The 15,141-nt window shown below is 62.6% G+C and carries 15 protein-coding genes; 10 read left to right on the top strand and 5 right to left on the bottom strand.

From position 1 onward, the window contains the following. Window positions 1–29: 29 nt before the first annotated feature. Complete coding sequence (locus N2A41_RS06135; RefSeq protein WP_170280456.1) at window positions 30–197, bottom strand: hypothetical protein; 168 nt, start codon at window positions 195–197, stop codon at window positions 30–32. Window positions 198–352: 155 nt separating this feature from the next. Here N2A41_RS06135 and N2A41_RS06130 point away from each other — a divergent pair, with 155 nt between their 5' ends. From N2A41_RS06130 to N2A41_RS06115, 4 genes are read left to right on the top strand one after another with little or no spacing between them, the layout of a single operon-like run. Beyond that, window positions 353–703, top strand: a complete 351-nt coding sequence (locus tag N2A41_RS06130; protein WP_170278253.1) for a YciI family protein — start codon at window positions 353–355, stop codon at window positions 701–703. Between the two features lie 12 nt (window positions 704–715). Beyond that, entirely contained in the window at window positions 716–1,075 is a 360-nt protein-coding gene (locus N2A41_RS06125; RefSeq protein ID WP_170278254.1) for a YciI family protein, read from the top strand. A 2-nt stretch (window positions 1,076–1,077) separates the two neighbouring features. Further along, window positions 1,078–1,437: a YciI family protein gene (locus tag N2A41_RS06120; RefSeq protein ID WP_017963631.1), complete on the top strand. Its 360-nt coding sequence runs from the start codon at window positions 1,078–1,080 to the stop codon at window positions 1,435–1,437. Window positions 1,438–1,456: 19 nt separating this feature from the next. Next, window positions 1,457–2,692, top strand: coding sequence for an RNA polymerase sigma factor (locus N2A41_RS06115; RefSeq protein ID WP_170280477.1), 1,236 nt, complete (start codon window positions 1,457–1,459; stop codon window positions 2,690–2,692). On the opposite strand, the gene N2A41_RS06110 is transcribed toward N2A41_RS06115, so the two are convergent. Beyond that, on the bottom strand, window positions 2,682–3,650 hold the full coding sequence (locus N2A41_RS06110; protein WP_260110519.1) for a flippase-like domain-containing protein: 969 nt from the start codon (window positions 3,648–3,650) through the stop codon (window positions 2,682–2,684). The two genes, N2A41_RS06115 and N2A41_RS06110, sit on opposite strands and share 11 nt — an antisense overlap. A 171-nt stretch (window positions 3,651–3,821) precedes the next feature. On the opposite strand from N2A41_RS06110, the gene N2A41_RS06105 reads away from it, so the two are divergent. The 4 genes from N2A41_RS06105 to N2A41_RS06090 all read left to right on the top strand — a co-directional run bounded on the left by N2A41_RS06105 (window position 3,822) and on the right by N2A41_RS06090 (window position 9,468). Continuing rightward, a complete protein-coding gene (locus N2A41_RS06105; protein ID WP_260111115.1) occupies window positions 3,822–5,315 on the top strand; it encodes an ArnT family glycosyltransferase in 1,494 nt (497 codons plus the stop codon). Between the two features lie 135 nt (window positions 5,316–5,450). Continuing rightward, the gene (locus N2A41_RS06100) at window positions 5,451–6,467 is read left to right on the top strand and encodes a glycosyltransferase family 2 protein (RefSeq protein ID WP_222387275.1); all 1,017 of its coding nucleotides are present in this window, start codon (window positions 5,451–5,453) and stop codon (window positions 6,465–6,467) included. Between the two features lie 12 nt (window positions 6,468–6,479). Continuing rightward, a complete protein-coding gene (locus N2A41_RS06095) occupies window positions 6,480–7,979 on the top strand; it encodes a glycosyltransferase family 39 protein (RefSeq protein WP_260110518.1) in 1,500 nt (499 codons plus the stop codon). Between the two features lies 1 nt (window position 7,980). Next, the gene (locus N2A41_RS06090; RefSeq protein ID WP_260110517.1) at window positions 7,981–9,468 is read left to right on the top strand and encodes an ArnT family glycosyltransferase; all 1,488 of its coding nucleotides are present in this window, start codon (window positions 7,981–7,983) and stop codon (window positions 9,466–9,468) included. Window positions 9,469–9,474: 6 nt separating this feature from the next. Here the strand turns inward: N2A41_RS06090 and N2A41_RS06085 are convergent, their stop codons facing one another. Beyond that, window positions 9,475–10,842: an aspartate aminotransferase family protein gene (locus N2A41_RS06085; protein ID WP_260110516.1), complete on the bottom strand. Its 1,368-nt coding sequence runs from the start codon at window positions 10,840–10,842 to the stop codon at window positions 9,475–9,477. Between the two features lie 81 nt (window positions 10,843–10,923). Here N2A41_RS06085 and N2A41_RS06080 point away from each other — a divergent pair, with 81 nt between their 5' ends. Beyond that, a complete protein-coding gene (locus tag N2A41_RS06080; RefSeq protein ID WP_260111114.1) occupies window positions 10,924–12,276 on the top strand; it encodes a glutamine synthetase family protein in 1,353 nt (450 codons plus the stop codon). A 17-nt stretch (window positions 12,277–12,293) separates the two neighbouring features. Here the strand turns inward: N2A41_RS06080 and N2A41_RS06075 are convergent, their stop codons facing one another. Further along, on the bottom strand, window positions 12,294–13,238 hold the full coding sequence (locus tag N2A41_RS06075; protein WP_017963622.1) for a diacylglycerol/lipid kinase family protein: 945 nt from the start codon (window positions 13,236–13,238) through the stop codon (window positions 12,294–12,296). Between the two features lie 300 nt (window positions 13,239–13,538). On the opposite strand from N2A41_RS06075, the gene N2A41_RS06070 reads away from it, so the two are divergent. Then, entirely contained in the window at window positions 13,539–14,765 is a 1,227-nt protein-coding gene (locus tag N2A41_RS06070) for an MFS transporter (RefSeq protein ID WP_260110515.1), read from the top strand. Here N2A41_RS06070 and N2A41_RS06065 read toward each other — a convergent pair. Beyond that, entirely contained in the window at window positions 14,724–15,128 is a 405-nt protein-coding gene (locus N2A41_RS06065) for a winged helix-turn-helix transcriptional regulator (RefSeq protein ID WP_222387280.1), read from the bottom strand. The two genes, N2A41_RS06070 and N2A41_RS06065, sit on opposite strands and share 42 nt — an antisense overlap. Between the last annotated feature and the right edge of the window lie 13 nt (window positions 15,129–15,141).

The following is a 15,141-nucleotide window of genomic DNA, read 5'->3' as shown; positions in this document are numbered from 1 at the left end:
GGCCTTATCCGCCCGGCCGCGCACTGTTCTCAAGCGCTTGCGGCAAGCTGCAGCGCTTCGATCAGGCTGGCAAACGCCGCCAGCACGATCACAGTCCTCACCAGCACCTTTATCACCTCGGCATTCTCAACAGGCGGCATCGTGCGTGCGCCACGTGTGACGATCAGATGTGCTATTCCGATTTCAAACATGCTCATTGCTCCATCTCCTCGATGTCGTCAGACGAAGCTTTGTCGAGCGCTGCCTCGGCCTTTCGACATTGCGATCGACGAAAAGATATTTTTCTTCGCTGTCGAAAAGCGCCTAGGCTGTTCGTCCAAGGGCTGTGAAAACACAGCACGGAGGACAAGGAATGAAATATCTTTGCCAGGTCTGGTTCGACGGCACGGTGCTGTCGGCCATGTCGCAGGAAGAGAAGAACAAGCTCGGCCGGGATTCGCTCGCCTATGACCGCGATCTTGCCGACAGCGGTCATATGATCGTTGCCCAGGCGCTGCAATCGCCGCAATCGGCCGTCACGGTTCGTATGCGCGGTGGCGAGATGTCGATCACTGACGGTCCCTTTATCGAGACGAAGGAGGCGCTTGGCGGCTTCATTCTGATCGACGCCAAGGACCTCAATGACGCGATCCGTGTTGCGGCCGGCATTCCGCTGGCAAAGCTTGGCGCGATCGAGGTTCGCCCCATCCATGAATTCGGCTGAGGAGGTGACGCCATGAAGTTTCTGGGCCAGATCTGGTTCGATACCGAAAAGAGCAGCCAAGTTACGCCAGAGGAATGGGAGGCCGTCACCCAAGAATGCATCGTCAGCGACGACAGCTGGCGCGAAAGCGGCCATATGTTGAGCGCGCTGGCGCTCTACGAGCCGGAGCAGGCCGTGACGCTCAGGGTTCGCAATGGCATCGTTGCCGCGACGGACGGTCCTTTCGCCGAAATCAAGGAGCATCTCGGCGGCTTCGTTGTGATCGAGGCCGGGGATATGGAGGAAGCGAAGGCGATCATTTCCACCTTCCCGATCCTCAAATATGCATCGGTCGAAATTCGGCCCGCCTATTCGATCAAGGATGGGAGATAGCCATGCGCTTCGTCTGCCTCATCTATAATTCCGCCGATACGGACGGCACACTCAGCCAGGCCGAGGGCGACGAGCTCGTCAGGGCGCATTTCCAGTATGACGAGGAACTTCAGCGCAAAGGCATCATGATCCATTCCGATGCATTGGAAGGTCCTGACTGTGCCTCTGTGTTGAGGGTGCGAGATGGCACTCTGTCTTCGACCGACGGGCCCTATGTCGAGACCAAGGAACATCTGGCCGGCATCTACATCATCGAGGCGGCCGATCTGGAAGATGCACGCAAGGTCGTTGCGGGCATTCCGAGCGTCCGGGTCGGGTCGATCGAATTGCGCCCGGTGAGACTGCTCACCCTGCCGCAGTGAGGGTCGGCCCTTGAGACAGGTGATTGGGGAACAGGTGATCGAGGATATCTACCGGCAACATTCGCGCCGGGTTCTGGCGACGCTGATCCGCCTGCTCGGCGATTTCGACCGGGCAGAGGAAGCGCTGCACGATGCCTTTGCGGCGGCGGCGCGGGCATGGCCGGTTGACGGCATGCCCAACAATCCCGTTGCCTGGCTGGTTTCGACCGGCCGCTTCAAGGCGATCGATCACCTCAGGCGGCGGGCGCGCTTCAACGCCTCGCTGCAGCATATCGAAGACGGCCTTTATCCTGATGGCACAGAAGCGGAGATCGGCGACATGGAACCGATCGAGGACGACATGCTGCGGCTGATCTTCATCTGCTGCCATCCGGCTCTTGCCGCCGATGCACAGACCGCGATGGCGCTGCGCGAGGTCTGCGGATTAACGACGGAAGAGATTGCCCATGCCTTCCTGGTGCCGGCGCCGACCGTCGCGCAGCGCATCGTGCGCGCCAAGAACCGCATCAGGACGGAGAATATCCCTTATGAAGTGCCCGTCGGAGCGGAGCTTCCGGAGCGTCTCGACCGGGTGCTGCACGTCATCTACCTCGTCTTCAACGAGGGCTATTCGGCATCCTCAGGCAACACGATCGTCCGCGCCGACCTGACAGCCGAGGCGATCCGGCTAGCGCGGCTGCTGGCAACCCTGCTGCCGCATCCGGATGTCGCAGGCCTGCTGTCACTGCTGCTCCTGCAGGAGTCGCGCCGTGCTGCCCGGCAGGATGCCGATGGCGCGCTGGTGCTGCTTGCCGATCAGGATCGCTCGCGCTGGGACAGAAGCAAGATTTCAGAAGGGCTTTCGCTGCTCGCAAGCGCCATGCGCGCGCCTGATATCGGCATCTATACGGTCCAGGCGGCGATCGCGGCGGAACACGCGAAGACCGGCAGCCCCGAGGAGACGGACTGGCGGCGCATCGCCTTCTATTACGACCTGCTGATTGCCGCCCACCCTTCAGCAATTGCCGAGCTCAACCGCGCCGTGGCAATCGCCATGTCCGAGGGGCCGGGAAAAGGACTGGCGCTTGTCGACGTCATTCTCGGCAAGGGGGAACTGACGACCTATCACCTCGCCCATTCGGCGCGGGCGGATTTCCTGCGGCGGCTCGGACGCCGGGGCGAGGCGATTCAAGCTTATGAGACGGCGCTGACATTCTGCCGGCAGGAGCCGGAACAGGTCTTTTTGCGCAAGCGCATCCTGGAGCTTACGACCTAGCCTTGCCGCGGCGGCCGAGGGGAAGCGAGATGGCCGTTCCAGTCAGGGCCGAGACAATGATCAGCAGGTGGGCGTTGACGCTCGCCTGCGCCAGCGCGGCCAAGGCCAGCCGCTCGCTCGAAGCGCCCAAGGCAATGGCGCCGGCAGTGATGCCGGCCGGATAGGTGCCGACGCCGCCCGGCGCATGCATCGGCAGCACGGAGGAGAGCTCGCCGCCGAGCGCGCCGCCGAAGCTTGCCGCCATTGGAAGCACCCCCATCAGGCCGAGTGCCCATGCCAGCACCATCACCTTCACCAGCCAGTTGACGATGGTCATCGCCCAGGCGCGCGCAAAGGCGATAGCATCGAGCGGCAAACCGTTTTCGATCTCGGCGACGAACTTCTGCGCCTTCTCCGGCAGCAGCCTGGCGGCAAGGCGCAGCAATGGCTTACGGGCGGCGAAGGCCGCGACCGGCAGCAGCAGGAAGACCGTCCAAAGCGACCAGGCAACAGCCGCATCGGCTGAAGCGATGGCAAAGCCGATGCCGGCTGCGGCCAGGAGGGCGTGCAGGTCGAGCAGCCGCATGACGAGGAGCGCCGAGGTTCCACGCGTCAGCGGAATGCCGAATTCGGTGCGCATCAACAGCGGAAAGCTGGTCTCGCCGGTGCGGAAGGGCAGCATGATGTTCAGCAGGTTGTGGATCTGCGTGACACGGAAGAGCACCGCGAACCGGCCGGCCGTTTCCTTCGGGAAATAATCATAGATGCGCCAGGTGCGGAGGAAATAGGTGCTGGTCAGGAGCACAAGCGCGCTGACGACGGGACCTGCTCCGACATCGGCCCACTGCCTGATAATGACAGGCCAACCCCAGAACCATTGGATGAAGAGGCCATAGGCTGCGACGATGACGACCGTCAGAACGGTCATGCGATTGCGCATAAACCAGGATTGCCGGCTTTCAACGATCGAACTCTTCATGTAGTAGGCATTCCTCGCTTGGCGTCGCCACAGGCATCGGTTCAGTCGCCAGGCCTTTTAGGAGAAATGAAGGTTGCGCACAACGGCGGAGTTGATGGCGGCGGCGGACACGCTTGCACGTCGACGATCCGATCGGCGGTGATGGCGCCTTGCCGGCTTGACGTGGAGACGATGTTGGAGCGGATTACCAAAAGCATTACGAGCGCAAGCATTTTTCTGGCAGGCTATTTCCTGCTGAACATCGCGCTTCGCATCGCCTTGCCGCATACGCTCGATCTCGACGAGGCGGAGCAATCCTTCTACTCGCAATACCTGCTTGCCGGCTACGGCTCGCAGCCGCCCTTCTACAACTGGATCCAATATGCCATCGTTTCGGTGACCGGCATATCGATGTGGGTGCTCTCGGTGCCCAAAAACATCATTCTCTTCGGCTGCTATCTCTTCTACGGGCTTGCTGCCCGCGAGGTGCTGAAGAGCCGATCGCTCGCAGCCGTCGCCATGCTGAGCCTGATTACCCTGCCGCAGGTCGGTTTGATGGCGCAGCGCGAATTGACGCATACCGTCGCGCTGCTGTTTGCAACGTCGCTCTTCCTCTTCGGCTTTTTCCGCACGCTGCGCCAGCCGACGATCGGGAGCTATCTCATCATCGGCATCGCCACCGGCATCGGGCTCATCTCGAAGTATAATTTTGCCATCCTGCCATTTGCCGCCCTGATCGCCGTGCTGCCGGAGCGGGAGTGGCGCAGCCGTCTCATCGACTGGCGTTTGCTGCCGGCGGCCGTGCTTGCCATTCTGATCGTGCTGCCGCATGCGCTCTGGCTGCCTGACAATCTCGTCAGCGCCTCTGCGCCGACGCTGGAGCGGATGACCGCCGAACACCTGGCCCCGGCCGGCCTCCCCCGCATCGGGCAAGGACTGTTATCTCTCGTCATCGCCGTCCTCGGCTTCGTCGCATTGCCGATCGTTCTCATCGCGGCCGCCTTCCGGCGCGACTTCTTTCGCGCGCTCTCCTCTTCCAGCCCGATGATCCGGGTAATCGAGCGGATGATGGTCATCAGCCTGCTCGCCTTCGTCGGCGTGGTCCTCTTCGCCGGCGCCAGCGATATCCACGAGCGCTGGCTCGACCCATGCCTGCTCGTCCTGCCGATCTACCTGTTCCTGAAATTGAAAACCGCAGGCCTTGATCTTTCCGCCGGTCTTGCGCGCTTCCGGCCCGTGGTGCCGGTCTTCATGGTCGTCATCCTGTCGATCCTTCTCTTCCGGATCGTCGGCATTCAATACATCGGCACGTATACGAGAACGAACGTTCCCTTTTCCGGTTACGTGGCCGAATTGACCGCGACCCGCAAGCCGGTTCTCATCGTGGCGGGAACCAAGTTCGTGGCCGGCAACATGCGGCTGGAGTTTCCCGACATCCCCGTCGTGATCCCATTCTTCCCCGGTCCCGGAGTTCCTGAATATGCGGACGCGAAGGGACCGGTGCTCGTTATCTGGCGCGGCGAGACTGCAGATGACCCGACAATTTCCCCCAGCTTCGCCAACGATCTCGTGAGATCGGGCATTCATCTGCAAGAGTTGAACACGCTGACGCTGCCTTATCTCTTCGGTGACGGCAAACGTAGCTTCTCCATTGGCTACTCCTGGGTGGAGGGCGGCGCCAAATAGCGCCCAGGCAGATCAGCCGATTGCGGGAAACCGCCATTGCCGCTGGCAACGGGCGGACACTTCATGTAGTAGCCTTCCGCAAGTGCGGCGGCAGCAGTAAAGCTTGCTCGGCCGTCCGGCCTTTTGGAGATGAAGTTGCAGACAACGGTAGAGCCCATTCGCGGTACGAATGATCCGGTACAATCGCTCGAGCTGTCGCTGGTCGTACCCATTTTCAACGAAGAGGAAAGCGTCGGCCCGCTTGTCGAGCGTGTCGTGGCTGCGATGGCAGGCTATACCCATCCCTGGGAGCTGATCCTCGTCGATGACGGCAGCACGGATGCGACGCTCGTCAACGCCCGCAAGTACGTCGGAGGCGAGGGGCTGGCGCTCAGGATCGTCGAACTCCAGCGCAACTTTGGCCAGACTGCCGCCATGCAGGCAGGCATCGATACTGCCCGAGGCCGTCTGATCGCGACGATGGACGGCGACCTGCAGAACGACCCGAAGGACATTCCCTCGATGGTCTCCGAGCTGGAACGGCGTGAACTCGACCTCTTGGTCGGCTGGCGCAAGAATCGCAAGGACGCTCTGTTCCTGCGCAAGATTCCCTCCTGGTGCGCCAACTACCTGATCGGCCGCATCACGGGCGTCAAGCTGCATGATTACGGCTGCAGCCTGAAGATCTACCGTGCCTCGATCATCAGACAGGTAAAGCTGATGGGCGAAATGCACCGCTTCATCCCCGCCTGGGTCGCCGGTGTCGTCCCGAGCTCGCGCATCGGCGAGATGGCCGTCACCCACCATGCCCGCGAGCACGGCGTTTCGAAATACGGCATTTCGCGCACCTTTCGCGTCATCCTCGATCTGCTGTCGGTGATGTTCTTCATGCGTTACAAGGCGCGGCCGGGGCATTTCTTCGGTTCGCTCGGTCTCGGCCTCGGCGCGCTCGCCATGCTGATCCTGCTCTATCTCGGCTTCGACAAGTTCATCTTGGGCAACGATATCGGCACGCGCCCGATGCTGATGGTCGGCGTCGTGCTGCTGCTGTCGTCGGTGCAGATGATCACCACCGGCATTCTGGCAGAAATGATCGCGCGTACCTATTACCGCGACGACGCTTCTCCGAATTATATCGTGCGGCAGATCTTCGACGATCAAAGCCAAGCCTAAGCTGGCAGCACGATGCTGGAGCGCGTGACGAGGACGATCAGAACCGCGGGCCTGCTGCTTGCAGCTTATTTCGTGCTCAACATCGCGCTGCGCATCGCGCTTCCGCATTCGCTGGAGCTCGATGAAGCCGAGCAGTCTTTCTTCTCGCAATATCTGCTGGCAGGCTACGGCCCGCAGCCGCCCTTCTACAACTGGATGCAATATGCCGTCGTTTCGGTGGCGGGCATGTCGATCGGCGCGCTGATCGTTCCGAAGAACATTCTGCTGTTCCTATCCTATCTCTTCTACGGCCTTGCCGGGCGACGCGCGCTGAAGGACGAGGCGCTTGCCGCCGTCGGCATGCTGGCGCTGCTCACCTTGCCCCAAGTCTCCTACATGGCCCAGCAGGATCTGACCCACACGACGGCGCTGCTCTTTGCCAGCTCGCTGTTTCTCTACGGCTTCTTCCGCACGCTCGACCGACCCGATATCGGCAGCTATCTCCTGCTCGGGCTTGCGACCGGCATCGGGCTGATCTCGAAATATAATTTCGCTCTGATGCCTGTCGTCGCCTTGATCGCCATCCTGCCCGATGCCGAATGGCGGCGCAGGGCGCTCGACTGGCGCATGCTGGCAGCAGCCGCCGTCACGCTCGTCATTGTCCTGCCGCACGCGATCTGGCTGCAGGACAATCTCGCATTCGCCTCGTCGGACACTCTGGTCAAGATGGCTGCCGGCAGTGAACCCGCCGGCGCCGTACGGATCGGCAAAGGCCTTCTCGCCTTTCTCGTCGCCATCATCGCCTTTGCGGCGCTGCCGGTCGCAATCTTCGCCGCCACCTTCCGCCGGGATTTTGTCCGGGCGCTTTTTGCGGGTAATCGCTGGACTGGGATGATGGAGCGGATGATGCTCGCAAGCCTCGCCGGCATCGTTCTGATCGTGTTGTTCACCGGCTCCACCACGGTGCGCGAGCGCTGGCTCGACCCGTTCCTGCTGGTGCTGCCGATCTATTTCCTGGCGAAGATGCAGGCGGCCGGGCTCGACCTTTCCGCCGGGTTGCGCCGCTTCCGGCTGGTCGCGCCGGTGCTGATGGCCTGCGTGCTGATCGCGCTCGGCTTTCGTGTCGTCGGCGCCGGGCTGATCGGTGCATACAGCAGGCCGAATGTACCGATGGCGGGTTTTTCGCGCGAGATGACGCGACAGGCGGAACCGGCGCTGGTGATCGCTTCCGACACCTATATCGGCGGAAACATGCGGCTGCAATTTCCCGATGTGCCCGTGGTGATCCCGGATTTTCCGACACCCGGCATTCCGGCCTATGCCGAGGCCAAGGGGCCGGTGCTGATCGTCTGGCGCGGCAAGAAGACGGCGACTGCTGCGGATGCGTTCATGCCGGAGCGGTTTTCATCGGCGCTGACGGCGGCCGGCATCGCGCTGCAGGAGATCGGCTCGCTCTCGCTTCCCTATTATTTCGGCCGTCAGCGCGATAATTTCGCGCTCGGCTACGCCTGGGTTCGGCCGGAGACCAAATAGGATGACCGAGACCAACCGTCGCGACATCAGTTGGGTTTTCGTCCTGCTGGCGGCCTATTTCGTGCTTCAGGTCGGCGTGCGGCTCGCAACCTCGCATTCGCTCGATCTCGACGAGGCCGAACAGGCCTTCCGCTCGCAATGGCTTGCCGCCGGCTACGGCCCGCAGCCGCCCTTCTACAATTGGCTGCAATACACCGTCTTCCAGTTTGCCGGCGTCTCGCTAACCGCCCTTTCTATCGTGAAGAACCTGCTGCTTTTCATCTCCTATCTGCTGTATGGCCTGACCGCGCGGCTCGTGCTGCGCGACAAGGCGCTGGTGGCGATCGCCACACTCGGGCTGCTGACCATCCCGCAGATGGCTTTCGAGATGCAGCGCGACCTGACGCACACGGTCGCGGTGTTCTTCTCGGCCAGCATCTTCTTCTACGGCTTTATTCGCAGCCTGAAGCAGCCGAGCCTTGGCTCCTATCTCATCGCCGGCATCGGCATCGGTTTCGGTCTGCTTGCCAAATATAATTTTGCGATCCTGCCGGCGGCAGCGCTGATCGCGGCGCTTTCGGATGTGCGCCTGCGGCCGCGGATCTTCGACTGGCGGCTGGTGCTGACGGCGGCAGTGGCGCTCGTCGTCACCCTGCCGCATCTCTTCTGGCTGAAGGACAATCTCGATTTCGCCACCGCCCGCACGCTGGAGAAGATGACTGCGAGCGGCCATGCGAGTTACCTCGCGCAGGTCGCCATGGGCGTCAGTTCGCTGGCTCTCGCCATCATCAGCTTTGCCGCATTGACCGTGGCGGTGTTCGCGCTCGTCTTCGGCAAGAGCCTTCGTCCGGCACTGGTGGCCAGTTCGGAATGGACGCGGCTGCTCGAGCGGATGATGCTCGTCTTCTTGGCCGGCATTCTGCTTCTGATCGTCTTCGGCGGCGCGGCGGGCATCAAGGATCGCTGGCTGGTGCCGATGCTCTTCATCCTGCCGCTCTATTTCTGCCTGAAGATCGAGGCCTCAGGCGTCGCGACAGACAGGCCGTTCCGGCGTTTCATACCCATCGTCGCCGTCATCATGATCGGCGTGCCGGCGGCCCTCTACGGCAGCGTCGCAGCCGCACGCTTCACCGGCCATTACGAGCGGCTGAACAGGCCCTATGCCGGCATGCTGGACATCCTGCGCAAACAGGCCGAACCGGCGGCAATCCTTGCCGGGGACAGCCTGCTTGCCGGTAATCTCAGGCAGGATATTCCCGGCGTGCCGGTCCTTTCGGTGGATTATCCCGGTTTCAACCCGGATCTCTCCGGCCGGCGGCCACTTCTCCTGGTTTGGCTCCTCCCGCAGAAGGGGGGAAGCGAAGCGCTTCCGCCTGATATGGCTCAGTGGCTGCAGGCCAATCTCGGCTCATCCGCACCCGAGGCATCGGTGATCGACGTGCCTTATTTCTATGGGCGCGGCGACGACCGCTATCGTTTCGGCTATGCCTGGATCAACCAGCCGGGCTGAGCGGCATCAGGATTTCAGTTCCTTCCAGGCCAAATCCAGCGCCAGCCTGGTAATCCTCGCCATCTCGTCCACCTCGGCATGGCTGATGACGAGCGGCGGCGAGGCGAGCATGCGGTCGCCGGTGGCGCGCAGCACGAGGCCGTTCGCCAGCGCGTAGTTGCGCACCAGCGCACCGACCTGATCGGGCTTGGCATAACGGGTGCGCGTGCTCTTCTCGGCGGCAAGCTGCAGGCCGCCCATCAGGCCGATACTATCGGCCTCGCCGACCAGATCATGGTCTACCAGCGCTGCCCAGGCCCTGCCGAAATAGGGACCGATATCGTTGCGCACGCGTTCGACCAGTCTTTCCTCCTCGATGATGCGCAGGTTTTCGAGGGCGGCGGCGGCGCAGACCGGGTGGCCGGAATAGGTGAAGCCGTGGTTGAAGTCGCCGACCTCGTTGATCAGCACGTCGGCGATGCGGTCGCTGACGAGGACGCCGCCAATCGGCAGGTAGCCGGAGGAAAGCCCCTTGGCGATCGGCGCCAGATCGGGCTCGACGCCGAAATACTGGTGGCCGAACCAGGCGCCCAGCCGGCCGAAACCGCAGATCACCTCGTCGGTCACCAGTAGGATATTGCGCGCCTTGCAGATGCGGTCGATCTCCGGCCAGTAGGTCTCGGGCGGGATGATGACGCCGGCAGCGCCCTGCACCGGCTCGGCGACGAAGGCAGCAACGTTCTCCTCGCCGAGTTCGTCGATTTTCGCTTCGAGCTCGCGGGCGACCTTGAGGCCGAATTCGGCGGGTGAGAGATCGCCGCCCTCTCCGTACCAATAGGGCTGGCCGATATGAACAATGCCCGGGATCGGCAGGTCGCCCTGCTCATGCATGTATTTCATGCCTCCGAGGCTGGCGCCGGCGACGGTCGATCCGTGATAGCCGTTCTTTCTCGATATGACGATCTTCTTCGCCGGCTTGCCGACAGCGCTCCAATAGACGCGCGCCATGCGGAACCAGGTGTCGTTCGCCTCCGAGCCGGAGCCGGTGAAGAAGATGTGATTGAACCGCTCGCCGGCATGGGAAGTGACCTTCTGCGCAAGCAGCGTCGCCGGCGTCGAGGTCGTGCCGAAGAAGGTGTTGTAATAGGGCAGCTCATTCATCTGCCTGGTGGCGGCGTCGGCAATCTCCCGGCGGCCATAGCCAATATTGACGCACCAGAGGCCGGCGAAGCCATCAAGATATTTCCTGCCGTGATTGTCGAAGATGTAGACGCCCTCGCCGCGCTGGATGATACGCGTGCCCTCGGCATTCAGCTTCTTCATGTCGGCGAAAGGGTGCAGGTGGTGCGCGGCGTCGATCGCGGCAAGGTTCGAGGGTGGGTAAGTATCGGGCATGATGGTAAAGACCCTCGCGGATTGAAAGGCTGATATCGATGAGATAGGAGCTTGGCCTTGTCCCGGAGGATTTTCAAGGTCATGGCGAGCGACAGGATGGACGGCAAGGCCGACGGCGGCGATCCGCGTTTCGAGATCTTGATCGTCGGCATGAATGGCGACCTGCGCGGCAAGCAGCTTCCGCCGAGCGCCGAAGACAAGGTCTGGGTCGGCGACATCCGCCTGCCGACCTCGACGCAATCGCTCGACATCTGGGGCGACGACAATGACGACATCACCGGCCTGTCGCTGACGATCGGCGATCCTGACGGCAAGGTCGTCCCCGATCGGCGCAGCCTGGCGCCGATGCCCTGGGCGCCCGAGGGCTCGATGCAGGTGCTCGCCACCATGCACGAATTCGACGGCAGCCCGAGCTTCATGGATCCGCGCGCCATCCTCGCTTCGGTGCTGGAGCGCTATGCGGCGCGCGGGCTGACGCCCGTCGTCGCCACCGAGCTTGAATTCTACGTGATGTCGGGAGACTGGCGCGAGACCGGACGCCCTGCCCCGCCGGAAAGCCTCACCTATCGCGGCGAAGCGAACGGTTTCCAGCTCTACGACATGAGCGCCGTCGACGCGCTCGATGGCTATTTGCAGACGTTGAGGGCCTATGCGAAGGCGCAGGACCTGCCGGCGGATGCGACGACGGCGGAATTCGGTCCAGGCCAGTTCGAGGTCAACCTGCTGCACCGCGCGGATGCGCTGGCTGCCGCCGACGATTGCCTCTATCTCAAGCGCATCGCCGAACAGGCGGCGCGCCGCCACGGGCTGAAATCGACCTGCATGGCCAAGCCCTATTCCGAACATGCCGGCTCCGGTCTGCATGTGCATGCGAGCATCATCGACGGGCAAGGCCGCAACATCCTCGATGCCAGGGGCGGCGAGCCGAAGCTCATCAAATCGGTGATATCAGGCCTGCTCGACACCATGCGCGCGGCGCAGCTGATCTTCGCCCCCTTCGCCAATTCCTACCGGCGCTTCCAGCCCGGCTCGTTCGCGCCTGTCGATCTGACTTGGGGCAGCGGCCATCGCGGCACGGCGATCCGCATCCCCGACAAGGATGGACCGGCCGCACGCATCGAACACCGCGTCGCCGGCGCCGATGCCAATCCCTATCTGCTGCTGGCGGCGATCCTCGGCGGCATGCTCACCGGTCTCGACGGCGATCTCGACCCCGGCGAAGAGACGACGCCCTCGCACACACCGGCGAATACGGCGCGACTGACGCATGATTTCCTGAGCGCCGTCGACACCTTCCGCACCTCGCCCTTCATCGCCGATATCTTCGGCGCGCGTTATCAGGCGCTCTATGGCGACACCAAGCGCAAGGAGGCGCTCGCGCATCTGCGCACCGTTTCGGATTTCGACTACCGCACCTATTTGCCGCGGCTCTGAAATTACGCGGGGCCGACTTACGCGGCGGGCTCGCGGCGTTCGTCCGCATTCACTTGAGCGGCGAGACCCTGCTTGACGAGAACCTTCAATTCGCCCGGATGCAAGCGGATCGAGACGTCCCGTTCGAGCGGCAGCAGCTCGCCGTCCATGACGCAATTGGCCTTGGAGCGCAGTTTGGGGAAATGCAGGTGCACTTCGGCCGGGTGCATCACCATGACATCGGCATTCTCGCGGACCTTGCCGCGCAGCATGTCGATGGCGAGACGGGCGACGCCGAGAGGCTTCAGCGGATTTGCCGTGTAGAAGCCGAGTTCGCCGCTCGTCAAATTATCGGCGTAAAGCAACGCGTTCTCGCCAAAGGGATTGTTGGAGACTGAGATCGCCGACACTCTGCGGCGCTCGCGCATGCCGGCAGCCTCGAACTCGACCTCGAATTCCGGGGGATTGAAGATGACGCCCAAAGCCGCCTTCGTGCTCGCCCGCATCTTGCCTAACCGAGAACGATAGCTGTAGGCGTTGCGGTAGCGCACCATGCGGGCATGCAGGCCGGCGGAAAACTGGTGGATGAAGGGCCGGCCGTTGGCGCTGGCGATATCGACATTGTCGATCTCGCCGGAGGCAAGCACATCGAGCGCCTGCCAGATATCGAGCGGCACACGCAGCGAGCGGGCAAAGAGGTTCATCGTGCCGGCCGGCACGACGCCGAGCGCAATGCCGTTTTTCCAGGCGATCGATGCCGCCGCCGAAATCGTGCCGTCGCCGCCGCCGGCGACGATGCCGTCGATATCATCGCGCTTGGCCGCCCGCTCCATGGCAGGAATGATTTCCTTTCCGGAGAAGACGATCGCGTCGAAATCGTGCCCCGCTTCGCGGAAAGCCGCCTCCGCCCTCTTCTCATAGGCCGGCATGTCGGTGGTCTTGAAGGTCCCGCCGTCGCGATTGAAAAAGCCTACAAGCTTCATAAGAGCTCCCGTCTCGGGCGTGGAAATGCTCCTGCCTCGCCCCTGAGATGGTTGCGATACCGGCTATTTCAAGCGCAGCCATTTTTCCTGGCAAAGGACAGAAATGCAAAAATTGCAATAGACGTATGCAGATAGCAGGACGCTGCACTGCAAAAATTGCACTCGACGGCAGCCGAGACCTCACGGATAGATGGCCTATCGGAGACATCGTCTCCACCTCCCGCCATTCCCACCGATCGGCTCGCGGCTGCGCCTGCGCCAGGGGTCATTGCCAAGCAGAAACCGCCTCGAGGAGCTCTCGTGAGTGAGATTGCCGCCAATATTTCAGTCGATAGCCAGGATGAAGCGCTGCCGTCGGCAATGACCGTGGCGCTGGTTCAGCTGGCGCTCGCCTGCGGCGGCTTCGGCATCGGCACCGGCGAATTCGCGATCATGGGGCTGCTGCCCAACGTTGCAGATACCTTCTCGGTCACCACGCCGCAAGCCGGTTACGTCATCAGCGCCTATGCGCTCGGCGTCGTCGTCGGCGCGCCGGTCATTGCCGTGCTCGCCGCGAAGATGGCGCGCCGCACGCTGCTTTTGATGCTGATGCTGATCTTTGCCGCCGGCAATATATCAAGCGCCATGGCGCCGACCTTCGAAAGCTTCACGCTGCTGCGCTTCGTCAGCGGCCTGCCGCATGGCGCTTATTTTGGCGTCGCGGCCCTTGTCGCCGCCTCGATGGTGCCGGTGCATCGCCGCGCCCGTGCCGTCGGCCGCGTCATGCTCGGCCTGACCGTTGCGACACTTCTCGGCACGCCGTTGACCACGTTCTTCGGCCAGTCGCTCGACTGGCAGGTGGCGTTTTTCTCGGTCGGCATGCTCGGCCTGCTGACGGTGGCGCTGATCTGGTTCTACGTTCCGAAGGACAGGGTTTCCGAGGAGGCGGGGTTCCTCCGCGAACTCGGCGCCTTCCGCCGGCCGCAGGTGTGGCTGACGCTCGGCATCGCCGCCGTCGGTTACGGCGGTATGTTCGCGATGTTCAGCTATATCGCCTCGACGACGACTGAGGTGGCGTTGCTGCCGGAAACGGCCGTCCCGATCATGCTGGTCCTCTTCGGCGTCGGCATGAATGCGGGCAATTTCATCGGCTCGTGGCTCGCCGACAAATCGCTGCTCGGCACGATCGGCGGGTCGCTCGTCTATAATATCATCGTGCTGACCACCTTCTCGCTGACCGCGGCCAATCCCTATATGCTGGGGCTTTCCGTTTTCCTCGTCGGCTGCGGTTTTGCCGCCGGCCCGGCGCTGCAGACGCGGCTGATGGATGTCGCCGCCGACGCGCAGACGTTAGCTGCCGCTTCCAACCATTCCGCCTTCAACATCGCCAATGCGATCGGCGCATGGCTCGGCGGCCTCGTCATCGCCGGGGGTTACGGTTTTGCGGCAACCGGTTATGTCGGTGCAGTACTATCCTTCCTCGGCCTCTTCGTCTTTGCAGCCTCGCTACGCCTCGAGCGCCGCGACCGGAGCGCGCAGGCCGTCTGAGGCCAGGCGCAGTTCGCGGCCTTCCGGGCTGCAAAAGACATAATCGTCTCCCCAGACGGCCAACGCCTGGATGACCGGCTTCAGCGTCATGCCGAGCGGCGTCATTGCATATTCGACCCTCGGCGGCACAACCGGATAGACGGCGCGTGATACCAGGCCGGATTCTTCCAGTTCCCGCAACTGCTTGGTCAGCATGCGCTGGGTCACGGCCGGCAGCTTACGCCGCAATTCGTTGAAGCGCAGAGTTCCCTCCATCAGATGAAAGAGGATCACACCCTTCCACTTCCCGTCGAGGTAAGTCAGCGTCGCTTCGACCGGGCAGCCGGGAAAATTCTTGACGAGCTTGGCGCGCGGCAATGACATTTTACAGTATCCT

The organism is Rhizobium sp. SRDI969, assembly GCF_025152725.1.
GTDB lineage: Bacteria > Pseudomonadota > Alphaproteobacteria > Rhizobiales > Rhizobiaceae > Rhizobium > Rhizobium leguminosarum_I.
Note: the sequence above shows the minus strand (reverse complement) of the source record. Positions and strands in the feature narration are given on the sequence as shown.